Below are 18679 nucleotides of genomic sequence, written 5' to 3'. Positions count from 1 at the left end.
CCAGGTGCGTATAATGCCGCCATGAGTTTTCCCGACTGGATAAGGACGACATGACCGTACGTACTCGTATTGCGCCGTCACCCACTGGCGATCCCCACGTAGGCACTGCTTACATCGCGCTGTTCAACCTCTGCTTTGCGAGGCAGCACGGTGGGCAGTTCATCCTGCGCATCGAGGATACGGACCGGGTGCGCTCCACGCTCGAGTCCGAGCAGATGATCCTCGATTCCCTGCGCTGGCTGGGGCTCGAGTGGGACGAGGGTCCCGACGTGGGCGGGCCGCATGGTCCGTATCGCCAGAGCGAGCGGGGCGATATCTATGCCGAGCATGCGCGCCAGTTGATCGAGGCCGGGCATGCCTTCAAGTGCTACCGCACCAGTGAAGAGCTGGATGAGCTGAGAGAGGCGCGTAAGGCAAGTGGCCTGCATCTCGCGCTGAAGCCCACTGACCTGGCGCTGCCGGAGGAAGAGGTGGCGCGTCGCGAGCGGGAAGGGTGGCCCTACGTGGTGCGCATGAAGGTGCCGAGCAGCGGTACCTGTGTCATTGATGACATGTTGCGTGGCACCATCGAGGTCGATTGGGCGCAGGTCGACGCTCAGGTGCTGTTGAAGTCGGATGGCATGCCCACCTACCACCTGGCCAACGTAGTGGACGACCACTTGATGGGCATTACCCACGTGCTGCGCGGCGAGGAGTGGATCAATTCGGCGCCCAAGCATCAACTGCTGTATGAGTACTTCGGGTGGGAAATGCCGGTGCTGTGTCACATGCCGCTGTTGCGCAATCCCGACAAGTCGAAGCTCTCCAAGCGCAAGAATCCCACCTCCATCAACTACTACAAGCGTATGGGCTTCCTGCCCCAGGCGGTGATCAACTACCTGGGCCGCATGGGCTGGTCGATGCCGGACGAGCGGGAGAAGTTCTCGCTCGACGAGATGATGGCGCACTTCGACATCCAGCGCGTGTCGCTCGGTGGGCCGGTATTCGACCTGGAAAAGCTCACTTGGCTCAATGGGCTCTACATTCGCGAGGATCTCGACGACAGGGCCTTTCTCAAGGCGCTCATGGAGTGGGCCTTCAACGAAGAGTACGTCGGTCAGATCCTGCCCCAGGTGCGTACCCGGGTAGAGACGCTTTCGCAGGTGGCTCCATTGGCCGGCCACTTCTTCAGCGGCGTTCCGAGCGTCAGTGAGCAGGATTTCGAAGACATCAAGCTGGAGCGCGAAGAGCTCGTCAGGCTGCTGCAGTTCCTCGTGTGGCGCTTCGAGGCGGTGCCGGCCTGGCACAAGGAGGCGCTGCTCGCCGAGGTCAAGCTGCTGGCCGGTTACTTCGGACTGAAGATGAAGGAGTTTCTGGCGCCGGTGTTCATCGCCATCACCGGCTCTGCGGCCAGCACCTCGGTGATGGATGCCATGGCCATTCTCGGTTCCGATGTGACCCGGGCTCGGCTGCGCCATGCCATCGAGGCGCTGGGGGGCGTGTCCAAGAAGCAGGCCAAGCGCTTCGAGAAGGAGTACCGCGACCTGCAATAATCCCCATTTCTTCTTGACGAAGACGGGGTGGATCAGTACTATACGCCCCGTCTTCACGGCACTTGTGGGGCCTTAGCTCAGCTGGGAGAGCGCGACACTGGCAGTGTCGAGGTCAGCGGTTCGATCCCGCTAGGCTCCACCAAACGCCTTGTGCCGATATTTGAACGACATTGCGTCCCATTCGTCTAGTGGTCCAGGACACCGCCCTTTCACGGCGGGAACAGGGGTTCGAACCCCCTATGGGACGCCACTTCTCTCTTGTGGACCCTGGTCTACATCGCTTTGCCCTCAATAAGTCTCGCCCGTTCACGCCTGGGATAGGTTCTCATCTGGGCGGGTCGCTATGCGTGAAAAACCCATTGAAGTTGCCGTTTTTCCAGCTTTTCCGGCTTGACTTGTCCACTTGCACAGTGTGCGGTGCGTGCGCCTGTGCGTAAATCTCCAGATTGTCCATTGGGAAGTGTGCGGCTGCAAAAAATCAATGATTTCAATAGGTTATGATTGATCAAAAAATAGCCAATCTAACTGCAAGCCCCTTCTCATGCCGATTTGATGGTGTTTTCTTGAGGTTGTGAACAGGGTTATCCACAGAATGTGTGGAAAACGTGCCGCCCTTGCCAAAGGCTGGATTCGCTCCGTGAAAAGTGACGGCTGTCAAGAGAAGGTTAGTCCTTTTCTGATGCTTTTCACTTAGAGGTGTCGCGGGTAGGCGACGCCTCCAAGCGTGTTAGGTTGCGTGAGGTGAATCAGTCGTCATGTCCGCGCAGTCTTCGCAGCAGTGAAGAGGTGTCCCAGCGCCCTCCGCCCATTACCTGGACGTCGCCGTAAAACTGATCGACCAAAGCCGTGACGGGTAGTCGTGCCTGCAATCTACGAGCCTGTTCGAGGCAAATGCCCAGATCCTTGCGCATCCAGTCGACCGCGAAGCCGTGCTCGTAAGCATCGGCGATCATGGTCTTGTGGCGGTTCTCCATCTGCCAGGAGCCGGCGGCACCCTTGGATATGACGTCAATCACGCGCTGCTGGTCGAGACCGGCCCGTTCGGCGAAGTGCAGGCCCTCGGCAAGCCCCTGGACCAAACCGGCAATGCAGATCTGGTTGACCATCTTGGTCAACTGGCCGCTGCCGACCGGTCCCATCAGGGTGACGGCTCTGGCGTAGTGGGCGAGGGTGGTCTCGGCGCGAGAGAAATCCGCTTCGTTGCCGCCGCACATGATGGTCAGTGTGCCGTTCTCGGCACCCTGCTGGCCGCCCGAAACGGGGGCGTCGATGAAGCCGATGTTACGTTCGCGGCAGGCGGCGTCGAGCTCCTGGGCGAGATCGGCAGAGGCCGTGGTGTGGTCGACCAGTAGGCTGCCTGTTTGCATGCCCGATAGCGCTCCCTGCTCACCGGTGGTGACCTGCCTGACATCGTCGTCATTGCCGACGCAGACCAAGACGAGATCGGCTCGTTGGGCGGCTTCCGCAGGAGTGGCGTGGTAGCTGCCGCCGAACTGCTCGGTCCAGGCTTTGGCCTTGCCTTCGCTACGGTTGTAGACGCGTACGGTGAGCCCTGCGCGGGCCAGATGTCCGGCCATTGGGTAGCCCATCACGCCCAAGCCGATGAAGGCGACGGTGGAGATTTTCTCTTGCATATGCTGTTCCCTCTTTTGTTGGTGGCAGCCTTGCATCGCCATTTTTCGCGTGGCTGCGTTGTGAAGTGCGAGACGCAGAAAGCCGCCCGAAGGCGGCTTTCCAGTACTTGGCGGCTTTGGCCGCGCTCTGCCGACTTACTTGGCAGGATAGTCGCGCTGCGGGTGGCCGGTGTAGAGCTGGCGCGGACGACCGATCTTGTAGTCGTTGGACAGCATCTCGTGCCAATGGGAGATCCAGCCGATGGTACGCGACACAGCGAAGATCACCGTGAACATGTTGGTCGGAATGCCCATGGCCTTGAGGATGATGCCGGAGTAGAAATCGACGTTGGGATAGAGCTTGCGCTCCACGAAGTACTCGTCTTCGAGTGCGATCTGCTCCAGACGCTTGGCGATCTTGAGCTGCGGGTCGTCGATTCCGAGTTCGGCCAGCACCTCGTCGCAAGTCTCTTTCATCACCTTGGCGCGCGGGTCGAAGTTACGATACACCCGGTGGCCGAAGCCCATCAGCTTGAACGGGTCGTCCTTGTCCTTGGCCTTGTCGATGAAGCGCTGAATGTTCTCTTCGGATTCGTCGCCGATCTCGTCGAGCATTTTCAGCACCGCCTCGTTGGCGCCGCCGTGCGCCGGGCCCCACAGGGCGGCGATTCCAGCGCTGATACAGGCGAAGGGGTTGGCGCCGGTAGAGCCGGCCAGACGCACCGTGGAGGTGGAGGCGTTCTGCTCGTGGTCGGCATGCAGCATGAAGATGCGGTCCATCGCCTTGGCGTAGACCGGGTTGACCTTGTACTCCTCGCACGGGTTGCTGAACATCATGTAGAGGAAGTTCTCTGCATAGCTCAGGTCGTTGCGCGGATAATTGAACGGCTGACCGACATTGTACTTGTAGGACATCGCCGCAATGGTCGGCATCTTGGCGATCAGTCGGATCGCGCTGATGACACGGTCTTCTTCGACGGTGATGTCCAGGTGGTCGTGGTAGAAGGCAGCCAGGCCGCCGACTACGCCGCACAGTATCGACATCGGATGGGCGTCGCGGCGGAAGCCCTTGAAGAAGTTGTTGATCTGGTCGTGGACCATGGTGTGGTTGCGCACCCGCGACTCGAAGTCGGCGTACTGCTCGTCGGTCGGCAGTTCGCCGAACAGCAGGGCGTAGCATAACTCGACGAAGTTGGACTCCTTGGCCAACTGGTCGATCGGATAGCCGCGATGCAGCAGAACACCCTTGGCGCCATCGATGTAGGTGATGGCCGACTGGCATGAGGAGGTGGCCATGAAGCCGGGGTCATAGGTGAACAGGCCTTCGGCACCCAAGCCGCGAACATCGACCACGTCAGGGCCCAGGGTTCCTGAGTAGACGGGAAGCTCGATCGATTTTTCCAGGCCGTCTACCGTCAGTGTCGCTTTCCTGTCAGCCATTCTGGCCTCCTCTCGAAGTCGATTTGGAACGTTAACTCATTATTTCGCAAACCCTGTTGGAGCCCCGGCCCGCGAAAAAAGGTTCGCCCACTATAGAAGCGTTCCCGGGATTGTCAATTAGGCCAAAGCTACCGCATAGTTGTACGTGAGAGCATTTTTCAGATAGCTCTTGTATGAAAAATGATGCTTTGCACCACGAGAGTGCCCATGGGTCGCCGGTTGCGGTGCGATGAGACTGTTTGCCATCCCTGTTGCGACGAGCTTGAACCATGGTCGAGTTAGCGCGGTGGGTATTTGTCACTAGGGGTTCATATCCCTATAATCCACACCGCGCGACTGGCAGGTACTCGTTGTCAATGCCCGTCCCGGCAGCGGCGAGCCCCCTACCTCAAACCACCGCCCGCTCGAGCCTGGTGCCATCGGTTGAAGAGCGAGCCAAGAGAGTGTGTATAGAGCCGTGAATAGCAAACGACCCGTCAACCTAGACCTCACCACGATACAGTTCCCACTTCCCGCCTTGACGTCGATCGCCCACCGTATCACTGGCGTAATCCTGTTCGTTGGCCTGATCTTCGCCTTCTGGGCTCTCGACAAGTCGCTGTCGTCTCCGGAAGGCTTCCTCGCCGTGCGCGACACGCTGGCTAACAACATCTTGGCCAAGCTGATCGCCTGGGGGCTGCTGTCGGCCCTGGCCTTTCACTTCGTTGCCGGCATCAAGCACATGCTGATGGATGCTGGATATGGCGTGACCCTCGAGGGGGGCGTGAAGAAGGCACAGGCCACCGTGGTCATCAGTGCCGTCCTGATCATTCTGGCGGGAGTCTGGGTATGGTAACCAATATCACCAATCTGGGTCGCAGCGGCCTGTCCGACTGGCTGATCCAGCGGGTCTCGGCCGTCATTCTGGCGCTCTACACGGTTTTCATCGTCGCGTATCTGCTGTTCAACCCCGGACTCGATTACGTTACCTGGAGCAATCTGTTTGCCCAGACCTGGATGCGGATCTTCTCCCTGCTGGCCTTTATCTCGCTTGCCGCGCACGCCTGGGTGGGGCTGTGGACCGTGACCACCGATTACCTCAAGTCCACGCCCGTTCGCCTCGGCGCCCAGGTTGTCATCATCCTGGCCGTGTTCGTGTTCCTGGTCTGGGGCATTACCGTTCTGTGGGGAGCCTGATTCATGTCTAACATGCGTACCTTGTCCTTCGACGCCATCATCATCGGCGGTGGCGGCTCCGGCTTGCGCGCGGCGCTCGAGCTGGCCAAGTCCGGCAAGCAGACCGCCGTGCTGTCCAAGGTCTTCCCGACCCGCTCGCACACCGTGTCCGCCCAGGGCGGCATCACCTGCGCCATCGCCTCGGCCGACCCCAACGACGATTGGCGCTGGCACATGTACGACACCGTCAAGGGCGGCGACTACATCACCGACCAGGACGCCGCTGAGTACATGTGCTCCGAGGGGCCCAAGGCGGTCTTCGAACTCGAGCACATGGGCCTGCCGTTCTCGCGTTTCGACAACGGCCGTATCTATCAGCGTCCGTTCGGCGGTCAGTCAAAGAACTTCGGTGAAGGCGGCCAGGCGGCGCGCACCTGCGCGGCGGCCGACCGTACCGGCCACGCGCTGCTGCACACCCTTTATCAGAACAACCTGAAAAACAACACCACCTTCCTCAACGAGTGGTTCGCGGTCGATCTGGTCAAGAACGCCAACGGTGACGTGGTGGGCTGCATCGCCATGTGCATCGAGACCGGCGAAGTGGTGCACGTCAAGTCCAAGGCCACCGTCATGGCTACCGGCGGTGCCGGTCGCATCTATGCTTCCACCACCAACGCCCTGATCAACACCGGCGACGGCATCGGCATGGCGCTGCGCGCCGGCTTCCCGATGCAGGACATGGAGATGTGGCAGTTCCACCCCACCGGTATCTACGGTGCCGGCGTGCTGGTCACCGAGGGCTGCCGCGGTGAGGGTGGCTATCTGGTCAACAAGGATGGCGAGCGCTTCATGGAGCGTTATGCCCCCAACGCCAAGGATCTGGCCGGTCGTGACGTGGTGGCACGCTCCATGGTCATGGAGATCCTCGAGGGCCGCGGCTGCGGCGAGCAGGGCGACCACGTCTACCTCAAGCTCGATCACCTGGGCGAAGAGGTGCTCAACAAGCGCCTGCCCGGTATCAGTGAGCTGTCCAAGATCTTCGCCCATGCCGATCCGGTCAAGGCGCCGATCCCGGTGGTGCCGACCTGCCACTACATGATGGGCGGGATTCCGACCAACGTGCACGGTCAGGCGATCATGCAGGACGCCGACGGCAACGACCGCATCGTCAATGGCCTGTTTGCCTGTGGCGAAGCGGCCTGTGTATCGGTGCACGGCGCCAACCGCCTGGGCGGCAACTCGCTGCTCGACCTGGTAGTGTTCGGTCGTGCGGCCGGCATGTTCATCGAGAGCGCGCTCAACGAGGGTATCGATTACCTCGACGCTTCCGAGTCCGACATCGAGGCGGCCATGAAGCGCATGACCCGCTGGAACGAATCCAGCGGCGGCGAATCCGTGGCAGCTCTCAAGACCGAGCTGCAGAGCATCATGCAGAACTCCTTCGGTGTGTTCCGTCAGGAAGATCACATGCAGGAAGGAGTCAAGAAGCTGGCCGATCTGCGCGGCCGTATCGGCGAAGCGCATCTGGTCGACAAGTCCGGCGCCTTCAACACCGCCCGCGTCGAGGCGCTCGAGCTCGACAACCTGATGGAAGTGGCCGAAGCCACCGCCATCGCGGCCCTGGAGCGTAAGGAGAGCCGCGGCGCCCACTCGCGCTACGACTATCCGGATCGCGACGACGCCAACTGGCTGAAGCACTCCATGTACTTCCCGGCCGAGAAGCGGGTCGGCAAGCGTGACGTCAACTTCAAGCCGAAGACCGTCGACACCTTCGAGCCGAAAGTCCGTACATATTAAGGGGGAGTCACGAGATGCTTCAGGTATCCATTTACCGCTACAACCCGGAAACCGACTCCGCGCCCTACATGCAGGAGTACCAGCTCGACACTCAGGGCCGTGACCTGATGGTGCTGAACGTGCTGGAAATGCTCAAGGCCGAGGACACCACCCTGGCTTTCCGTCGCAGCTGCCGCGAGGGCGTGTGCGGCTCCGACGGCATGAACATGAACGGCAAGAACGGTCTGGCCTGCATCACCTCGCTGTCCGACGTGGTCAAGGACAACAAGCTGGTGCTGCGTCCGCTGCCGGGCCTGCCGGTGGTGCGCGACCTGGTGGTCGACATGGGGCTGTTCTACAAGCAGTACGAGCGCATCCAGCCGTACCTGCAGAACGACACCCCGGCGCCGGCCATCGAGCGCCTGCAGTCGCCGGAGGATCGCGACAAGCTCGACGGGCTCTATGAGTGCATCCTGTGCGCCTGCTGCTCGACCTCCTGTCCCTCGTTCTGGTGGAACCCGGACAAGTTCGTCGGTCCGGCCGGTCTGCTGCAGTCCTACCGTTTCCTGGCTGACTCGCGCGATACCGCGACTCGCGAACGCCTGTCGGAACTCGAAGATCCGTTCAGCGTGTTCCGCTGCCGCGGCATCATGAACTGTGTCGCGGTATGTCCCAAGGGGCTCAATCCCACTCGGGCCATCGGCAAGATCCGTGACATGTTGCTTGCGAATGCCACTTAAATCGTGGCGCGTGGCTTGCTATCATAGCGGCCGCAGTTTGGCCGCGACCTTGTGTCGCGGTCGGTTCGCACAGTAGCGACAGAGCCGGTGCCACAGGTACCGGCTCTTGAGCATGAATTTCAAGGTTTCCGGCCTCGCGGCTGGATCCGCCGGAAGAGAGACGCCCCACCGGCAGGGCACCAGCCAAGCCGCCGCGGCTGGCCCGTGACGGCGCCGACAACACCCCATCAGTGTAGGGTGACCGAGAGATGCAACAAGGCATAATGGAGTTGATGTGGAACAGCTCCCACGTGAGCGGCAGCAACGTTCACTATGTGGAAGCGCTCTACGAGCAATACCTCGCCGACCCAGGTTCCGTGCCCGACGAGTGGCGAACCTACTTCGATCAGCTGCCGAGCGTCGATGGCAGCGCCACCCATGACGTCCCTCTAAGTCCGGTACGTGACCAGTTCCAGCAGCTGGCCCGCGCCCGCCGGACCACGACGGCCGCTGCCGACAGCGGCGAAAACAAGAAGCAGGTCAAGGTGTTGCAGCTGATCAACGCCTACCGCTTCCGGGGACATCAGAAAGCCGATATCGACCCGCTCAAGCTGCGCAGTCAGGCGCCCGTTCCCGACCTCGACCTCTCCTTCCACCAGCTATCTCCGGCCGATCTGGACACCGAGTTCCAGACCGGCTCTTTCTTTCTGGGGATGGACAAGGCACCGCTGCGTGAGATCGTCGAGGCGCTGGAGCACACCTACTGTCGCTCCATCGGCTGCGAGATCATGCATATCGTCGATACCGAGGAGAAGCGCTGGCTGCAGCAGCGCTTCGAGTCGGTTCGCTCGGCACCCAAGTACAGCGACGACGTGCGCAAGCATCTGCTGGAGCGCCTGACCGCCGCGGAGGGCCTGGAGAACTACCTGGCCTCCAAGTATCCCGGCACCAAGCGCTTCGGTCTCGAGGGCGGTGAGGCATTCATCCCGATGATGGACGAGCTGATCCAGCGCGGCGGTGGCTACGGGATCAAGGAGATGGTCATCGGCATGGCCCACCGCGGCCGCCTCAACCTGCTGGTCAACATTCTCGGCAAGAACCCCTCCGAGCTGATCGACGAGTTCGACGGCAAGAAGCTGATCGAGCGCGGCTCGGGCGACGTCAAGTATCACCAGGGCTTCAGCTCCAACGTGATGACGCCGGGTGGCGAGGTGCATCTGGCGCTGGCCTTCAACCCCTCGCACCTGGAGATCGTGTCGCCGGTGGTGGAAGGTTCGGTGCGTGCCCGTCAGGACCGCCGTGACGACTACGAAGGCACCAAGGTCCTGCCGATCAACGTGCATGGCGACGCCGCCTTCGCCGGCCAGGGTGTGGTGATGGAGACATTCCAGATGTCTCAGACCCGCGCCTACAAGACCGGTGGCACGCTGCACATCGTCATCAACAACCAGGTCGGCTTCACCACCTCGCACCCGCAGGACACTCGCTCCACCGAGTACTGCACCGACATCGCCAAGATGGTTCAGGCGCCGATCTTCCACGTCAACGGCGACGACCCGGACGCGGTGTTGCACGCCACCCAGGTGGCACTCGACTACCGTCAGCAGTTCCGCAAGGACGTGGTCATCGATCTGGTCTGCTACCGCCGCCGTGGCCACAACGAGGCCGACGAGCCCTCCGGCACCCAGCCGCTGATGTACCAGAAGATCAAGGATCATCCCTCCTCGCGCACGCTTTACGCGCAGCGCCTGGTGGAGCAGGGCGTGCTCAGCGAGGAAGACGCCCAGGCGATGACCGAGACCTATCGCGAAGATCTGATGGCGGGCAACCACGTCGCCAACGCCCTGGTCCAGGAGCCCAACACCACGCTGTTCGTCGACTGGAAGCCCTATCTCGGTCACGAGTGGAGCGGCTACGCCGACACCAGCGTCGAGATGAAGCGCCTGCAGCGGCTGGCCGCGCGCATGTGCGAGATTCCCGACGGCGTCGAAGTGCAGCGCCAGGTAGCCAAGATCTACGAGGACCGCCGCAAGATGCAGGCCGGCGGTCTGGCGCTGAACTGGGGCTTCGCCGAAACCCTGGCCTACGCCACCCTGCTCGACGAAGGGCATCCGGTGCGTATCACCGGCCAGGACGTGGGCCGCGGTACCTTCTCCCACCGCCATGCGGTGGTGCACAACCAGAAGGACGGCAGCACCTACGTGCCGCTGCAGCATCTGGCCGACGGCCAGCCGCGCTTCACCATCCACGACTCCTTCCTCTCCGAGGAGGCGGTGCTGGCGTTCGAGTATGGCTATGCCACGACGGCGCCCAACGACCTGGTGATCTGGGAAGCGCAGTTCGGCGACTTCTTCAACGGTGCTCAGGTGGTGGTGGACCAGTTCATCTCCTCCGGCGAGACCAAGTGGGGACGGCTGTGCGGCCTGACCATGCTGCTGCCTCACGGCTACGAAGGGCAGGGGCCGGAACACTCCTCGGCGCGCCTGGAGCGCTTCCTGCAGCTGTGTGCCGAGCACAACATGCAGGTGTGCGTGCCCACCACGCCGGCGCAGATCTTCCACCTGCTGCGTCGTCAGGTGATCCGTCCGCTGCGCAAGCCGCTGGTGGTGATGTCGCCCAAGAGCCTGCTGCGTCACAAGGAGGCGATCTCCAGCCTCGACGACCTGGCCAACGGCCACTTCCAGATGGTGCTGCCGGATCAGGGCAACCTCGAGGCCCAGAAGGTGACTCGCGTCATCATGTGTGCCGGCAAGGTCTACTACGACCTGGCGGCATGGCGCGAAGAGAACGGCCGCGACGACACCGCCATCGTGCGTATCGAGCAGCTCTACCCCTTCCCCAAGGAGGAGCTCTTCGAGGCGCTGAAGGCCTACGTCAATCTCGATACCGTGGTGTGGTGTCAGGAAGAGCCGCTCAATCAGGGCGCCTGGTATCCCAGCCAGCACCACATGCGGGCGGTGGCCGACATGCTCAAGAACGGCCTCGGCGGTGAACTCAAGTTCGCCGGGCGTCCGGCATCGGCGGCACCCGCGGCGGGCTACATGTCCGTGCATACCGAACAGCAGCGCCAGTTGGTGGAAGACGCCTTCAACGTCTGAGCGAATCCACCGGGACGTAGAGAACATACAAGGGAAACGACATGGCTACCGATATCAAAGCGCCCACCTTTCCGGAATCCGTTGCCGAAGGCAGCGTGGCTGCCTGGCACAAGAAGGCGGGGGACAGCGTCGAGCGCGATGAGCTGATCGTCGAGATCGAAACCGACAAGGTGGTGCTCGAAGTGGTGGCACCGGAAGCCGGCACCCTCTCCGAGGTGCTGGTGGAAGAGGGCGATACCGTGCAGTCCGAGCAGGTGCTGGGCAAGATCGGTGCTGGCGGCGCCAAGGGCGCCGAGAAGAAGGGCGAGAAGGCCGACGCCAAGGCCGCGCCGCAGAGCGAGGCCAAGGCGGCGCCGGCCGCCGGCGGCAAGTCTCACGAGGTGAAGGCACCGACCTTCCCCGAGTCGATCCAGGAAGGCACCGTGGCCACCTGGCACAAGAAGGTGGGCGAGGCGGTCAAGCGCGATGAAGTGCTGGCCGACATCGAGACCGACAAGGTGGTGCTCGAGGTAGTCGCACCGGCAGACGGCGCCCTGGCCGAGATCAAGGCGGAAGAGGGCAGTCAGGTCGCCTCCGAGGCGGTGCTGGCCATCTTCACCGAGGGTGCGGGCGGTGCCGAGACGGCCGCAGATGTCACGCCGGCCGCTTCCGCCGATGACGGCTCGGGCGACGAGCGGATCGGCGACAAGATCCTGGCCCCGGCGGCACGCAAGATGGTTGCCGAGCACGACCTCGACGTGAGCAAGATCGAAGGCACCGGCAAGGGCGGTCGCATCCTCAAGGAAGACGTGCAGCGCGCCGTTCAGGCCGGCACGGCCAAGAAGAGCGCCGCTCCCGCTGCCGCACCCAAGCAGGCTGCCGCCGCACCGGCCTTCGAGGGTGAGCGTCCCGAGAAGCGCGTGCCGATGAGCCGTCTGCGTCAGACCATCGCCAAGCGTCTGGTCCAGGCTCAGCAGACCGCCGCCATGCTTACCACCTACAACGAGGTGGACATGGGCGCGGTGATGGATCTGCGTGCGCAGTACAAGGACACTTTCCTGAAGGCACACGACGTCAAGCTCGGCTTCATGGGCTTCTTCGTCAAGGCGGCTTCCGAGGCGCTCAAGCGCTTCCCTGACGTCAACGCCTCCATCGACGGCACCGACATCGTCTACCACGGCTATCAGGACATCGGCGTGGCGGTCTCCACCGACCGCGGCCTGGTGGTGCCGGTGCTGCGCGATACCGACAGCATGAAGATCGCCGACGTCGAGAAGGGCATCGTCGACTTCGGCAAGCGGGCGCGTGACGGCAAGCTCGGCATCGAGGAGATGCAGGGCGGCACCTTCACCATCACCAACGGCGGCATCTTCGGCTCGCTGATGTCGACCCCGATCCTCAACCCGCCGCAGACCGCCATCCTGGGCATGCACAAGATCCAGGAGCGCCCCATGGCCGTCAACGGCAAGGTCGAGATCCGCCCAATGATGTACCTGGCCCTGTCATACGACCACCGTATGATCGACGGCAAGGATGCGGTGCAGTTCCTGGTGACCATCAAGGAGCTGCTCGAGGATCCGGCGCGCCTGCTGCTGGATATCTGACGGCGCCGAATCAACGGACTCAAACGCGAACCGATCAACAGGAAGAACCACATGGCCGACAAATTTGATGTGATCGTCATCGGTGCGGGCCCCGGGGGCTACGTGGCCGCCATCCGTGCCGCCCAACTGGGGCTGAAGACTGCCTGCGTCGAGAAATGGGTCAACAAGGAAGGCAAGACCGTTCACGGCGGTACCTGCCTCAACGTGGGCTGCATTCCCTCCAAGGCGCTGCTCGAGACATCCCACAAGTTCGTCGAAGCACGCGATCACTTCGCCGAGATCGGCATCGATCTGGAACCGCCCAAGGCCAACGTGGCCAAGATGCTGGAGTTCAAGAACTCCGTCATCGCCAAGAACGTGGGTGGCATCAGCGCCCTGTTCAAGGCCAACGGCGTCACCGCCATCGACGGCACCGGCAAGGTGACCGGCACCAAGCAGGTCGAAGTCACCGACCACGACGGTGGCAAGACCACCTATGAAGCCGACAACATCGTCATCGCCGCGGGTTCGGTACCGGTGGAAATCCCGCCGACCCCGCTGCACGAGGACATCGTCGTCACTTCCACCGGTGCGCTGGAGTTCACCGAGGTGCCGGGGCGCCTGGGCGTGATCGGCGCCGGCGTCATCGGCCTCGAACTGGGCAGCGTATGGAGCCGTCTGGGCGCCGAGGTGACCGTGCTCGAAGCCATGGACACCTTCCTGCCGATGGTCGATACCGCCATCGCCAAGGAGACCCAGAAGCTGCTCAAGAAGCAGGGCCTGGACATCAAGCTCGGCGCACGCGTTACCGGCTCCGAGGTCAAGGGCAACGAGGTTACGGTCAAGTACAGCGACGGCAAGGGTGAGCAGGAGCAGACCTTCGACAAGCTGATCGTCTGCGTCGGTCGTCGCCCCTACACCAAGGGCGTGGTCGACGAGAACGTCGGCGTAGGCCTCGACGAGCGCGGTTTCATTCACGTCGACGACCAGTGCCGCACCAGCGTGCCCGGCATCTATGCCATCGGTGACTGCGTGCGCGGTCCGATGCTGGCCCACAAGGCTTCGGAAGAGGGCGTGATGGTGGCCGACATCATCGCCGGGCACAAGGCGGAGATGAACTACGACGCCATTCCCAGCGTGATCTACACCTCGCCGGAAGTGGCCTGGGTCGGCTTGAACGAGCAGGAAGCCAAGGCCAAGGGCATTGCAGTCAAGACGGGCTCCTTCCCGTTCTCGGCCAACGGTCGGGCGCTTGCCAACAACGCGCCGGAAGGCATGGCCAAGATCATTGCCGATGCCGAGACCGATCGTATCCTGGGCATGCACATCGTCAGCCAGCATGCCGGTGAGCTGATTGCCCAAGGCGTGATCGCCATGGAATTCGGCTCCAGCGCCGAGGATCTGGCGCTGACCTGCTACGCTCACCCAAGCACCTCCGAGGCGATTCACGAGGCGGCGCTGGCGGTGGACGGTCACGCCATCCACATGGCCAACCGCAAGAAGCGCTAGTCGGGCGAACAGGCAGTACGCAGTAGACGTAACAACGAGCGCCATCCATGGGGATGGCGCGTCGCGCCCGGCCATGTATCGGGCGCGGACGGGGGTAACCCGGCATCGACCGTCGCAGGCGGTGTTTCGCGGTTGCCGTTCGAGTCACATGCAACCAATGGCATGAATCGATGAACCTTCACGAGTATCAAGGCAAGCAGCTGTTTGCCGATTATGGTCTGCCGGTATCCAAGGGCTTCGCAGTCGATACCCCCGAGGAAGCGGCGGAAGCCTGCAGGAAGATCGGTGGTGACATGTGGGTCGTCAAGGCCCAGGTCCACGCCGGTGGCCGCGGCAAGGCCGGCGGTGTCAAGCTGATCAAGAGCCCGGAAGAGGCCAAGGCCTTCGCCGAGCACTGGCTGGGCAAGAACCTGGTGACCTACCAGACCGACGCGAACGGTCAGCCGGTCGCCAAGATCCTGGTGGAGAACTGCACTGACATCGCCAACGAGCTCTACCTGGGCGCTGTGGTCGACCGCACCACTCGTCGCGTGGTGTTCATGGCTTCCACCGAAGGTGGCGTCGAGATCGAGAAGGTCGCCGAGGAAACCCCCGAGAAGATTCTCAAGGCCGAGATCGACCCGCTGGTCGGTGCGCAGCCGTATCAGGCGCGCGAGCTGGCTTTTGCCCTGGGCCTGAAAGGCGACCAGGTCAAGCAGTTCACCAAGATCTTCCTGGGCCTGTCGCGTCTGTTCCACGAGAAGGATCTGGCGCTGCTCGAGATCAACCCGCTGGTGATCACCGAGGAAGGCAACCTGCACTGCCTCGACGCCAAGATCAACCTGGACAGCAACTCCCTGTATCGGCATCCGGACCTGCAGGCGATGCGCGATCCCTCTCAGGAAGACGAGCGTGAGGCCGAGGCAGCTGCCTGGGAACTCAACTACGTGGCCCTGGAAGGCAACATCGGCTGTATGGTCAATGGTGCCGGACTGGCCATGGGCACCATGGACATCATCAAGCTCCATGGCGGCCAGCCTGCCAACTTCCTCGACGTGGGCGGCGGTGCGACCAAGGAGCGCGTTGCGGAGGCCTTCAAGCTGATCCTCTCCGACGACTCCGTCAAGGCCGTGCTGGTCAACATCTTCGGCGGCATCGTGCGCTGCGACATGATTGCCGAGGGCATTATCGGTGCCGTCGAGCAGGTCGGCGTCAACGTACCGGTGGTGGTGCGTCTCGAAGGTAACAACGCCGAGCTGGGTGCCGAGAAGCTGGCCTCCAGTGGTCTGAACATCATCGCTGCCACGAGCCTGACCGATGCGGCTCAGCAGGTTGTCAAGGCAGCGGAGGGCAAGTAATGAGCATCCTGATCGACAAGAACACCAAGGTCATCTGCCAGGGCTTCACCGGCGGGCAGGGGACCTTCCATTCCGAGCAGGCGATTGCCTACGGTACCAAGATGGTCGGCGGCGTCACCCCGGGCAAGGGCGGCCAGGAGCACCTGGGCCTGCCGGTGTTCAACACCGTCAAGGAAGCGGTCGAGAAGACCGGCGCCGAGGCCAGCGTGATCTACGTACCGGCCGCCTTCTGCAAGGACTCGATCCTCGAAGCCGCCAATGCCGGCATCAAGCTGATCGTGTGCATCACCGAAGGCATCCCCACACTCGACATGCTCGACGTCAAGGTCAAGTGCGACGAGCTGGGCGTGCGCCTGATCGGCCCGAACTGCCCGGGTGTGATCACTCCCGGCGAGAGCAAGATCGGCATCATGCCGGGCCACATCCACAAGCCGGGCAAGGTCGGCATCGTGTCGCGTTCCGGCACCCTGACCTACGAAGCGGTCAAGCAGACCACCGACCACGGCTTCGGTCAGTCCACCTGTGTGGGCATCGGCGGCGACCCGATCCCGGGCTCCAACTTCATCGACATCCTGGCGATGTTCGAGAAGGACCCGAAGACCGAGGCCATCGTCATGATCGGCGAGATCGGCGGTACCGCCGAGGAAGAGGCCGCTGCCTACATCAAGGCCAACGTGACCAAGCCGGTGGTGTCCTACATCGCCGGTGTCACCGCGCCTCCGGGCAAGCGTATGGGCCACGCCGGTGCGATCATCTCCGGTGGCAAGGGTACCGCTGACGAGAAGTTCGCCGCGCTGGAAGATGCCGGCGTGCGTACCGTTCGCTCCCTGGCCCAGATCGGTGACGCGCTGAAGGACGTCACTGGCTGGTAAGCCTGGCTTCATCGCAGCTGACCAAACGGGGCGCCTCATCGAGGCGCCCCGTTTCATTTCATCGTCTACTGTCCGGTGTTCGCTTCAGGCCAGTGCCTCGTCGAAGCGCGGGGCGTCCATGCCCAGCAGCTGAAGTTCGAGATCGTCGGCTTCAATGGCCTGCGGCAGCTGCTTGTCGTCGCCCTGGGCCCGGTAGGCGAAGCGCCAGGCCTCGCCCGGCGCCAGCTCGCGCGAGTCGCCGACCCGGTAGGTCTCGCCCTCACGGCTGAACTCGCCATTCCATAGCGTATCCAGCTCGTCGTCCAGGTCGAAGCGGAGATCGGGCAGCGCCAGCGTCTCCTGGGTCACGTTCTCGACGAAGATTTCGGCGCTATGGCCGTCACTCCACTCGTCGAGCGTATTGCCGGTCACGACCAGCTCGGCCGTATCGTCGATCAGCGGCGGCAGCAAGCCACCATCACTCGCCAGCACTTCCCGTTCGCCGGGGACGGGCATCGGCTCGGCTTCGAACAGGCTGCGTGAGACCACGTGCAGCGTGGTGCCGTCACCGAACACGGCGTACTGCATGTCGAGGAGGGTGTCGTCGGTGCCCTTGTCGTCGCGGATGCGTACCTCGTCGTCGACAAAGTCGATGCGGTAAGCGTCGAAGTCGCTCGTATAGCGGGCGGTGTTGGTACCGCCACCACCAATCAGAACGTCCTCACCGTCGTTCCAGTCGTCGCCGGGGCCGCTTTGCAGGATGTCGTTGCCGGCGCCGCCGATCAGGGTATCGTCACCCAGGCCGCCGTTGAGGTAGACGCCATCGTCGCTGCCGCGAATCACGTCGTCGCGGCGGGAGCCGACGACATAGTCGAAACGGACCTGATTGGCGTCCGGGTCGGTGGGGGCGCCGAACGCTTCTCCCCCCTCGTTCACCCAAAGGGTCGGTGACAGGCCGTCGTTCTCCGGGTCGCGCAGCGAGCGCTCGACCCGCACCTGATTGCCGTGGTCGCGTCCACCGTGGAAGTTGACGTCGCGATCGGTCCGAGCGACCTCGACGTCGTTATCGACGGAGGAGCGCCAGGAGGCGAATACCAGGCCATGTCGCATGCCGCTGTCCTCCAGGCCGGTGAAGCTGCCGTCGTAGCTTTCGCGCAGCTCGAAAGCATAGCCGTTGCCACCGCCGCCTTTATTGAAAGCGCCTTCGGCAGAGACATCGGCAACGTCGGCATCCACTGAGCGCGAAACATGAAAGGCGGTGGAGGGGCCATTCGTGACGTCGATATCGTGGAGCTGCGAACCGTTGGTGCCGTCGAGATACACGCCTTTGAAGCCCGTCAGCTCGCTCTCGGTATTCTGGAAGCTTGCAGCGTCGGGAGTGCCGAGCTCGAAATCGATGCCGAAACCCGACAGGGTAACGTCATCGACGCTGGCCACTCTTTCCACCTGGGTCTTGCCCGCTTCGAAATCGAAATGTATCCCACGATCCAGGCTGACCTGCCCATCTTCCACTGCCGTGACCTTAGCCATGCTGGTGCGCAGCTCCGCATGCTCCTGCTTGCGCCACGCGCTGTCGCCTATTTCATCGAGAAAGGCGCTGTCGTTGTCCTGCCACAGGCGCAGGGTATCGCCCACTTCCAGTTCGGCATCGATGGCGATACCCGTGTCACCCCGCCGTACGGCGGCATCGAGGGTGCCGAGGTCGAGACTGTCGGCGGTGCCGTCCAGCTTGATGGCATGCCCCTGATCCAGGGCGTTGCGGGTGAAGGTCAGGCGGGTAGCGTCGGAGCCGGCTCCGGTGAGGGTGAGGTCGGAACGGTCGATGGTCAGGGGGGCGTCGAGCGTATATTCACCCGCCGAGAGTTCGATGGTGGCACCACTCGGTGCGTCATCGATCAGGGTCTGAAGGGCCGCTGCCGTCGTCGATGGGCCAGCCTTTAACACGGACATGTCGTCTCTCCTCGTGCACCTTGTTGGACTCGTTTTCAAGACTCATTTGCGAGGTTTGCGATGTGACGGGCGGCGAGATGCTAAACGCTTGGCGGCGAGAAAAACAGGCGGTCTAGGCGCCAAAAGGGTGGCAATCG

The 18679-nt window shown here is 62.7% G+C and carries 13 protein-coding genes and 2 tRNA genes; 12 read left to right on the top strand and 3 right to left on the bottom strand.

The genetic code is table 11. The annotated features are described in order from the left end of the window. Positions 1-50: 50 nt before the first annotated feature. The 3 genes from gltX (at position 51) to HOP59_RS13430 (ending at position 1782) form a co-directional block, all read left to right on the top strand. The gene (gene gltX / locus HOP59_RS13440; protein WP_010627748.1) at positions 51-1532 is read left to right on the top strand and encodes a glutamate--tRNA ligase; all 1482 of its coding nucleotides are present in this window, start codon (positions 51-53) and stop codon (positions 1530-1532) included. Between the two features lie 66 nt (positions 1533-1598). Next, positions 1599-1674, top strand: a tRNA-Ala gene (locus tag HOP59_RS13435). Between the two features lie 32 nt (positions 1675-1706). Then, positions 1707-1782, top strand: a tRNA-Glu gene (locus tag HOP59_RS13430). A gap of 496 nt (positions 1783-2278) precedes the next feature. On the opposite strand, the gene HOP59_RS13425 is transcribed toward HOP59_RS13430, so the two are convergent. Both HOP59_RS13425 and gltA read right to left on the bottom strand, forming a co-directional pair. Continuing rightward, positions 2279-3208 carry an NAD(P)-dependent oxidoreductase gene (locus HOP59_RS13425; protein WP_422676487.1) on the bottom strand — a complete coding sequence of 310 codons (930 nt, stop codon included), beginning with the start codon at positions 3206-3208 and terminating at the stop codon, positions 2279-2281. A 93-nt stretch (positions 3209-3301) separates the two neighbouring features. Continuing rightward, entirely contained in the window at positions 3302-4585 is a 1284-nt protein-coding gene (gene gltA, locus HOP59_RS13420; RefSeq protein WP_234254259.1) for a citrate synthase, read from the bottom strand. 457 nt (positions 4586-5042) lie between these two features. Between gltA and sdhC the strand changes: the two genes are divergently transcribed. The 9 genes from sdhC to sucD all read left to right on the top strand — a co-directional run bounded on the left by sdhC (position 5043) and on the right by sucD (position 16613). Next, entirely contained in the window at positions 5043-5420 is a 378-nt protein-coding gene (sdhC, locus tag HOP59_RS13415; RefSeq protein WP_026038040.1) for a succinate dehydrogenase, cytochrome b556 subunit, read from the top strand. Next, positions 5414-5761: a succinate dehydrogenase, hydrophobic membrane anchor protein gene (gene sdhD / locus HOP59_RS13410; protein ID WP_010627752.1), complete on the top strand. Its 348-nt coding sequence runs from the start codon at positions 5414-5416 to the stop codon at positions 5759-5761. Before sdhC ends, sdhD begins: the two co-directional genes overlap by 7 nt. A 3-nt stretch (positions 5762-5764) precedes the next feature. Continuing rightward, positions 5765-7537, top strand: a complete 1773-nt coding sequence (gene sdhA / locus HOP59_RS13405; protein WP_010627753.1) for a succinate dehydrogenase flavoprotein subunit — start codon at positions 5765-5767, stop codon at positions 7535-7537. 14 nt (positions 7538-7551) lie between these two features. Continuing rightward, positions 7552-8256 carry a succinate dehydrogenase iron-sulfur subunit gene (locus tag HOP59_RS13400; protein ID WP_010627754.1) on the top strand — a complete coding sequence of 235 codons (705 nt, stop codon included), beginning with the start codon at positions 7552-7554 and terminating at the stop codon, positions 8254-8256. A 248-nt stretch (positions 8257-8504) separates the two neighbouring features. After that, positions 8505-11333, top strand: coding sequence for a 2-oxoglutarate dehydrogenase E1 component (locus tag HOP59_RS13395; protein WP_234254258.1), 2829 nt, complete (start codon positions 8505-8507; stop codon positions 11331-11333). A gap of 41 nt (positions 11334-11374) precedes the next feature. After that, entirely contained in the window at positions 11375-12916 is a 1542-nt protein-coding gene (gene odhB, locus HOP59_RS13390; RefSeq protein ID WP_010627756.1) for a 2-oxoglutarate dehydrogenase complex dihydrolipoyllysine-residue succinyltransferase, read from the top strand. Between the two features lie 51 nt (positions 12917-12967). Beyond that, the gene (gene lpdA / locus HOP59_RS13385) at positions 12968-14404 is read left to right on the top strand and encodes a dihydrolipoyl dehydrogenase (RefSeq protein WP_010627757.1); all 1437 of its coding nucleotides are present in this window, start codon (positions 12968-12970) and stop codon (positions 14402-14404) included. Between the two features lie 170 nt (positions 14405-14574). Then, complete coding sequence (sucC, locus tag HOP59_RS13380; protein WP_010627758.1) at positions 14575-15741, top strand: ADP-forming succinate--CoA ligase subunit beta; 1167 nt, start codon at positions 14575-14577, stop codon at positions 15739-15741. Further along, positions 15741-16613 (top strand): succinate--CoA ligase subunit alpha, encoded by an 873-nt coding sequence (gene sucD, locus HOP59_RS13375; protein ID WP_010627759.1) that lies wholly within the window; start codon positions 15741-15743, stop codon positions 16611-16613. The genes sucC and sucD overlap by 1 nt, the downstream gene beginning before the upstream one ends. Positions 16614-16697: 84 nt before the next feature. Here sucD and HOP59_RS13370 read toward each other — a convergent pair whose 3' ends face one another. Beyond that, positions 16698-18542: a calcium-binding protein gene (locus HOP59_RS13370; RefSeq protein WP_234254257.1), complete on the bottom strand. Its 1845-nt coding sequence runs from the start codon at positions 18540-18542 to the stop codon at positions 16698-16700. Positions 18543-18679: the final 137 nt, after the last annotated feature.

It is taken from the genome of Billgrantia aerodenitrificans (assembly GCF_021404405.1).
Taxonomy (GTDB): Bacteria; Pseudomonadota; Gammaproteobacteria; order Pseudomonadales; family Halomonadaceae; genus Halomonas; species Halomonas aerodenitrificans.
The sequence above is the reverse complement of the archived record's forward strand: the minus strand, read 5'-3'. Positions and strand labels throughout refer to the sequence as shown.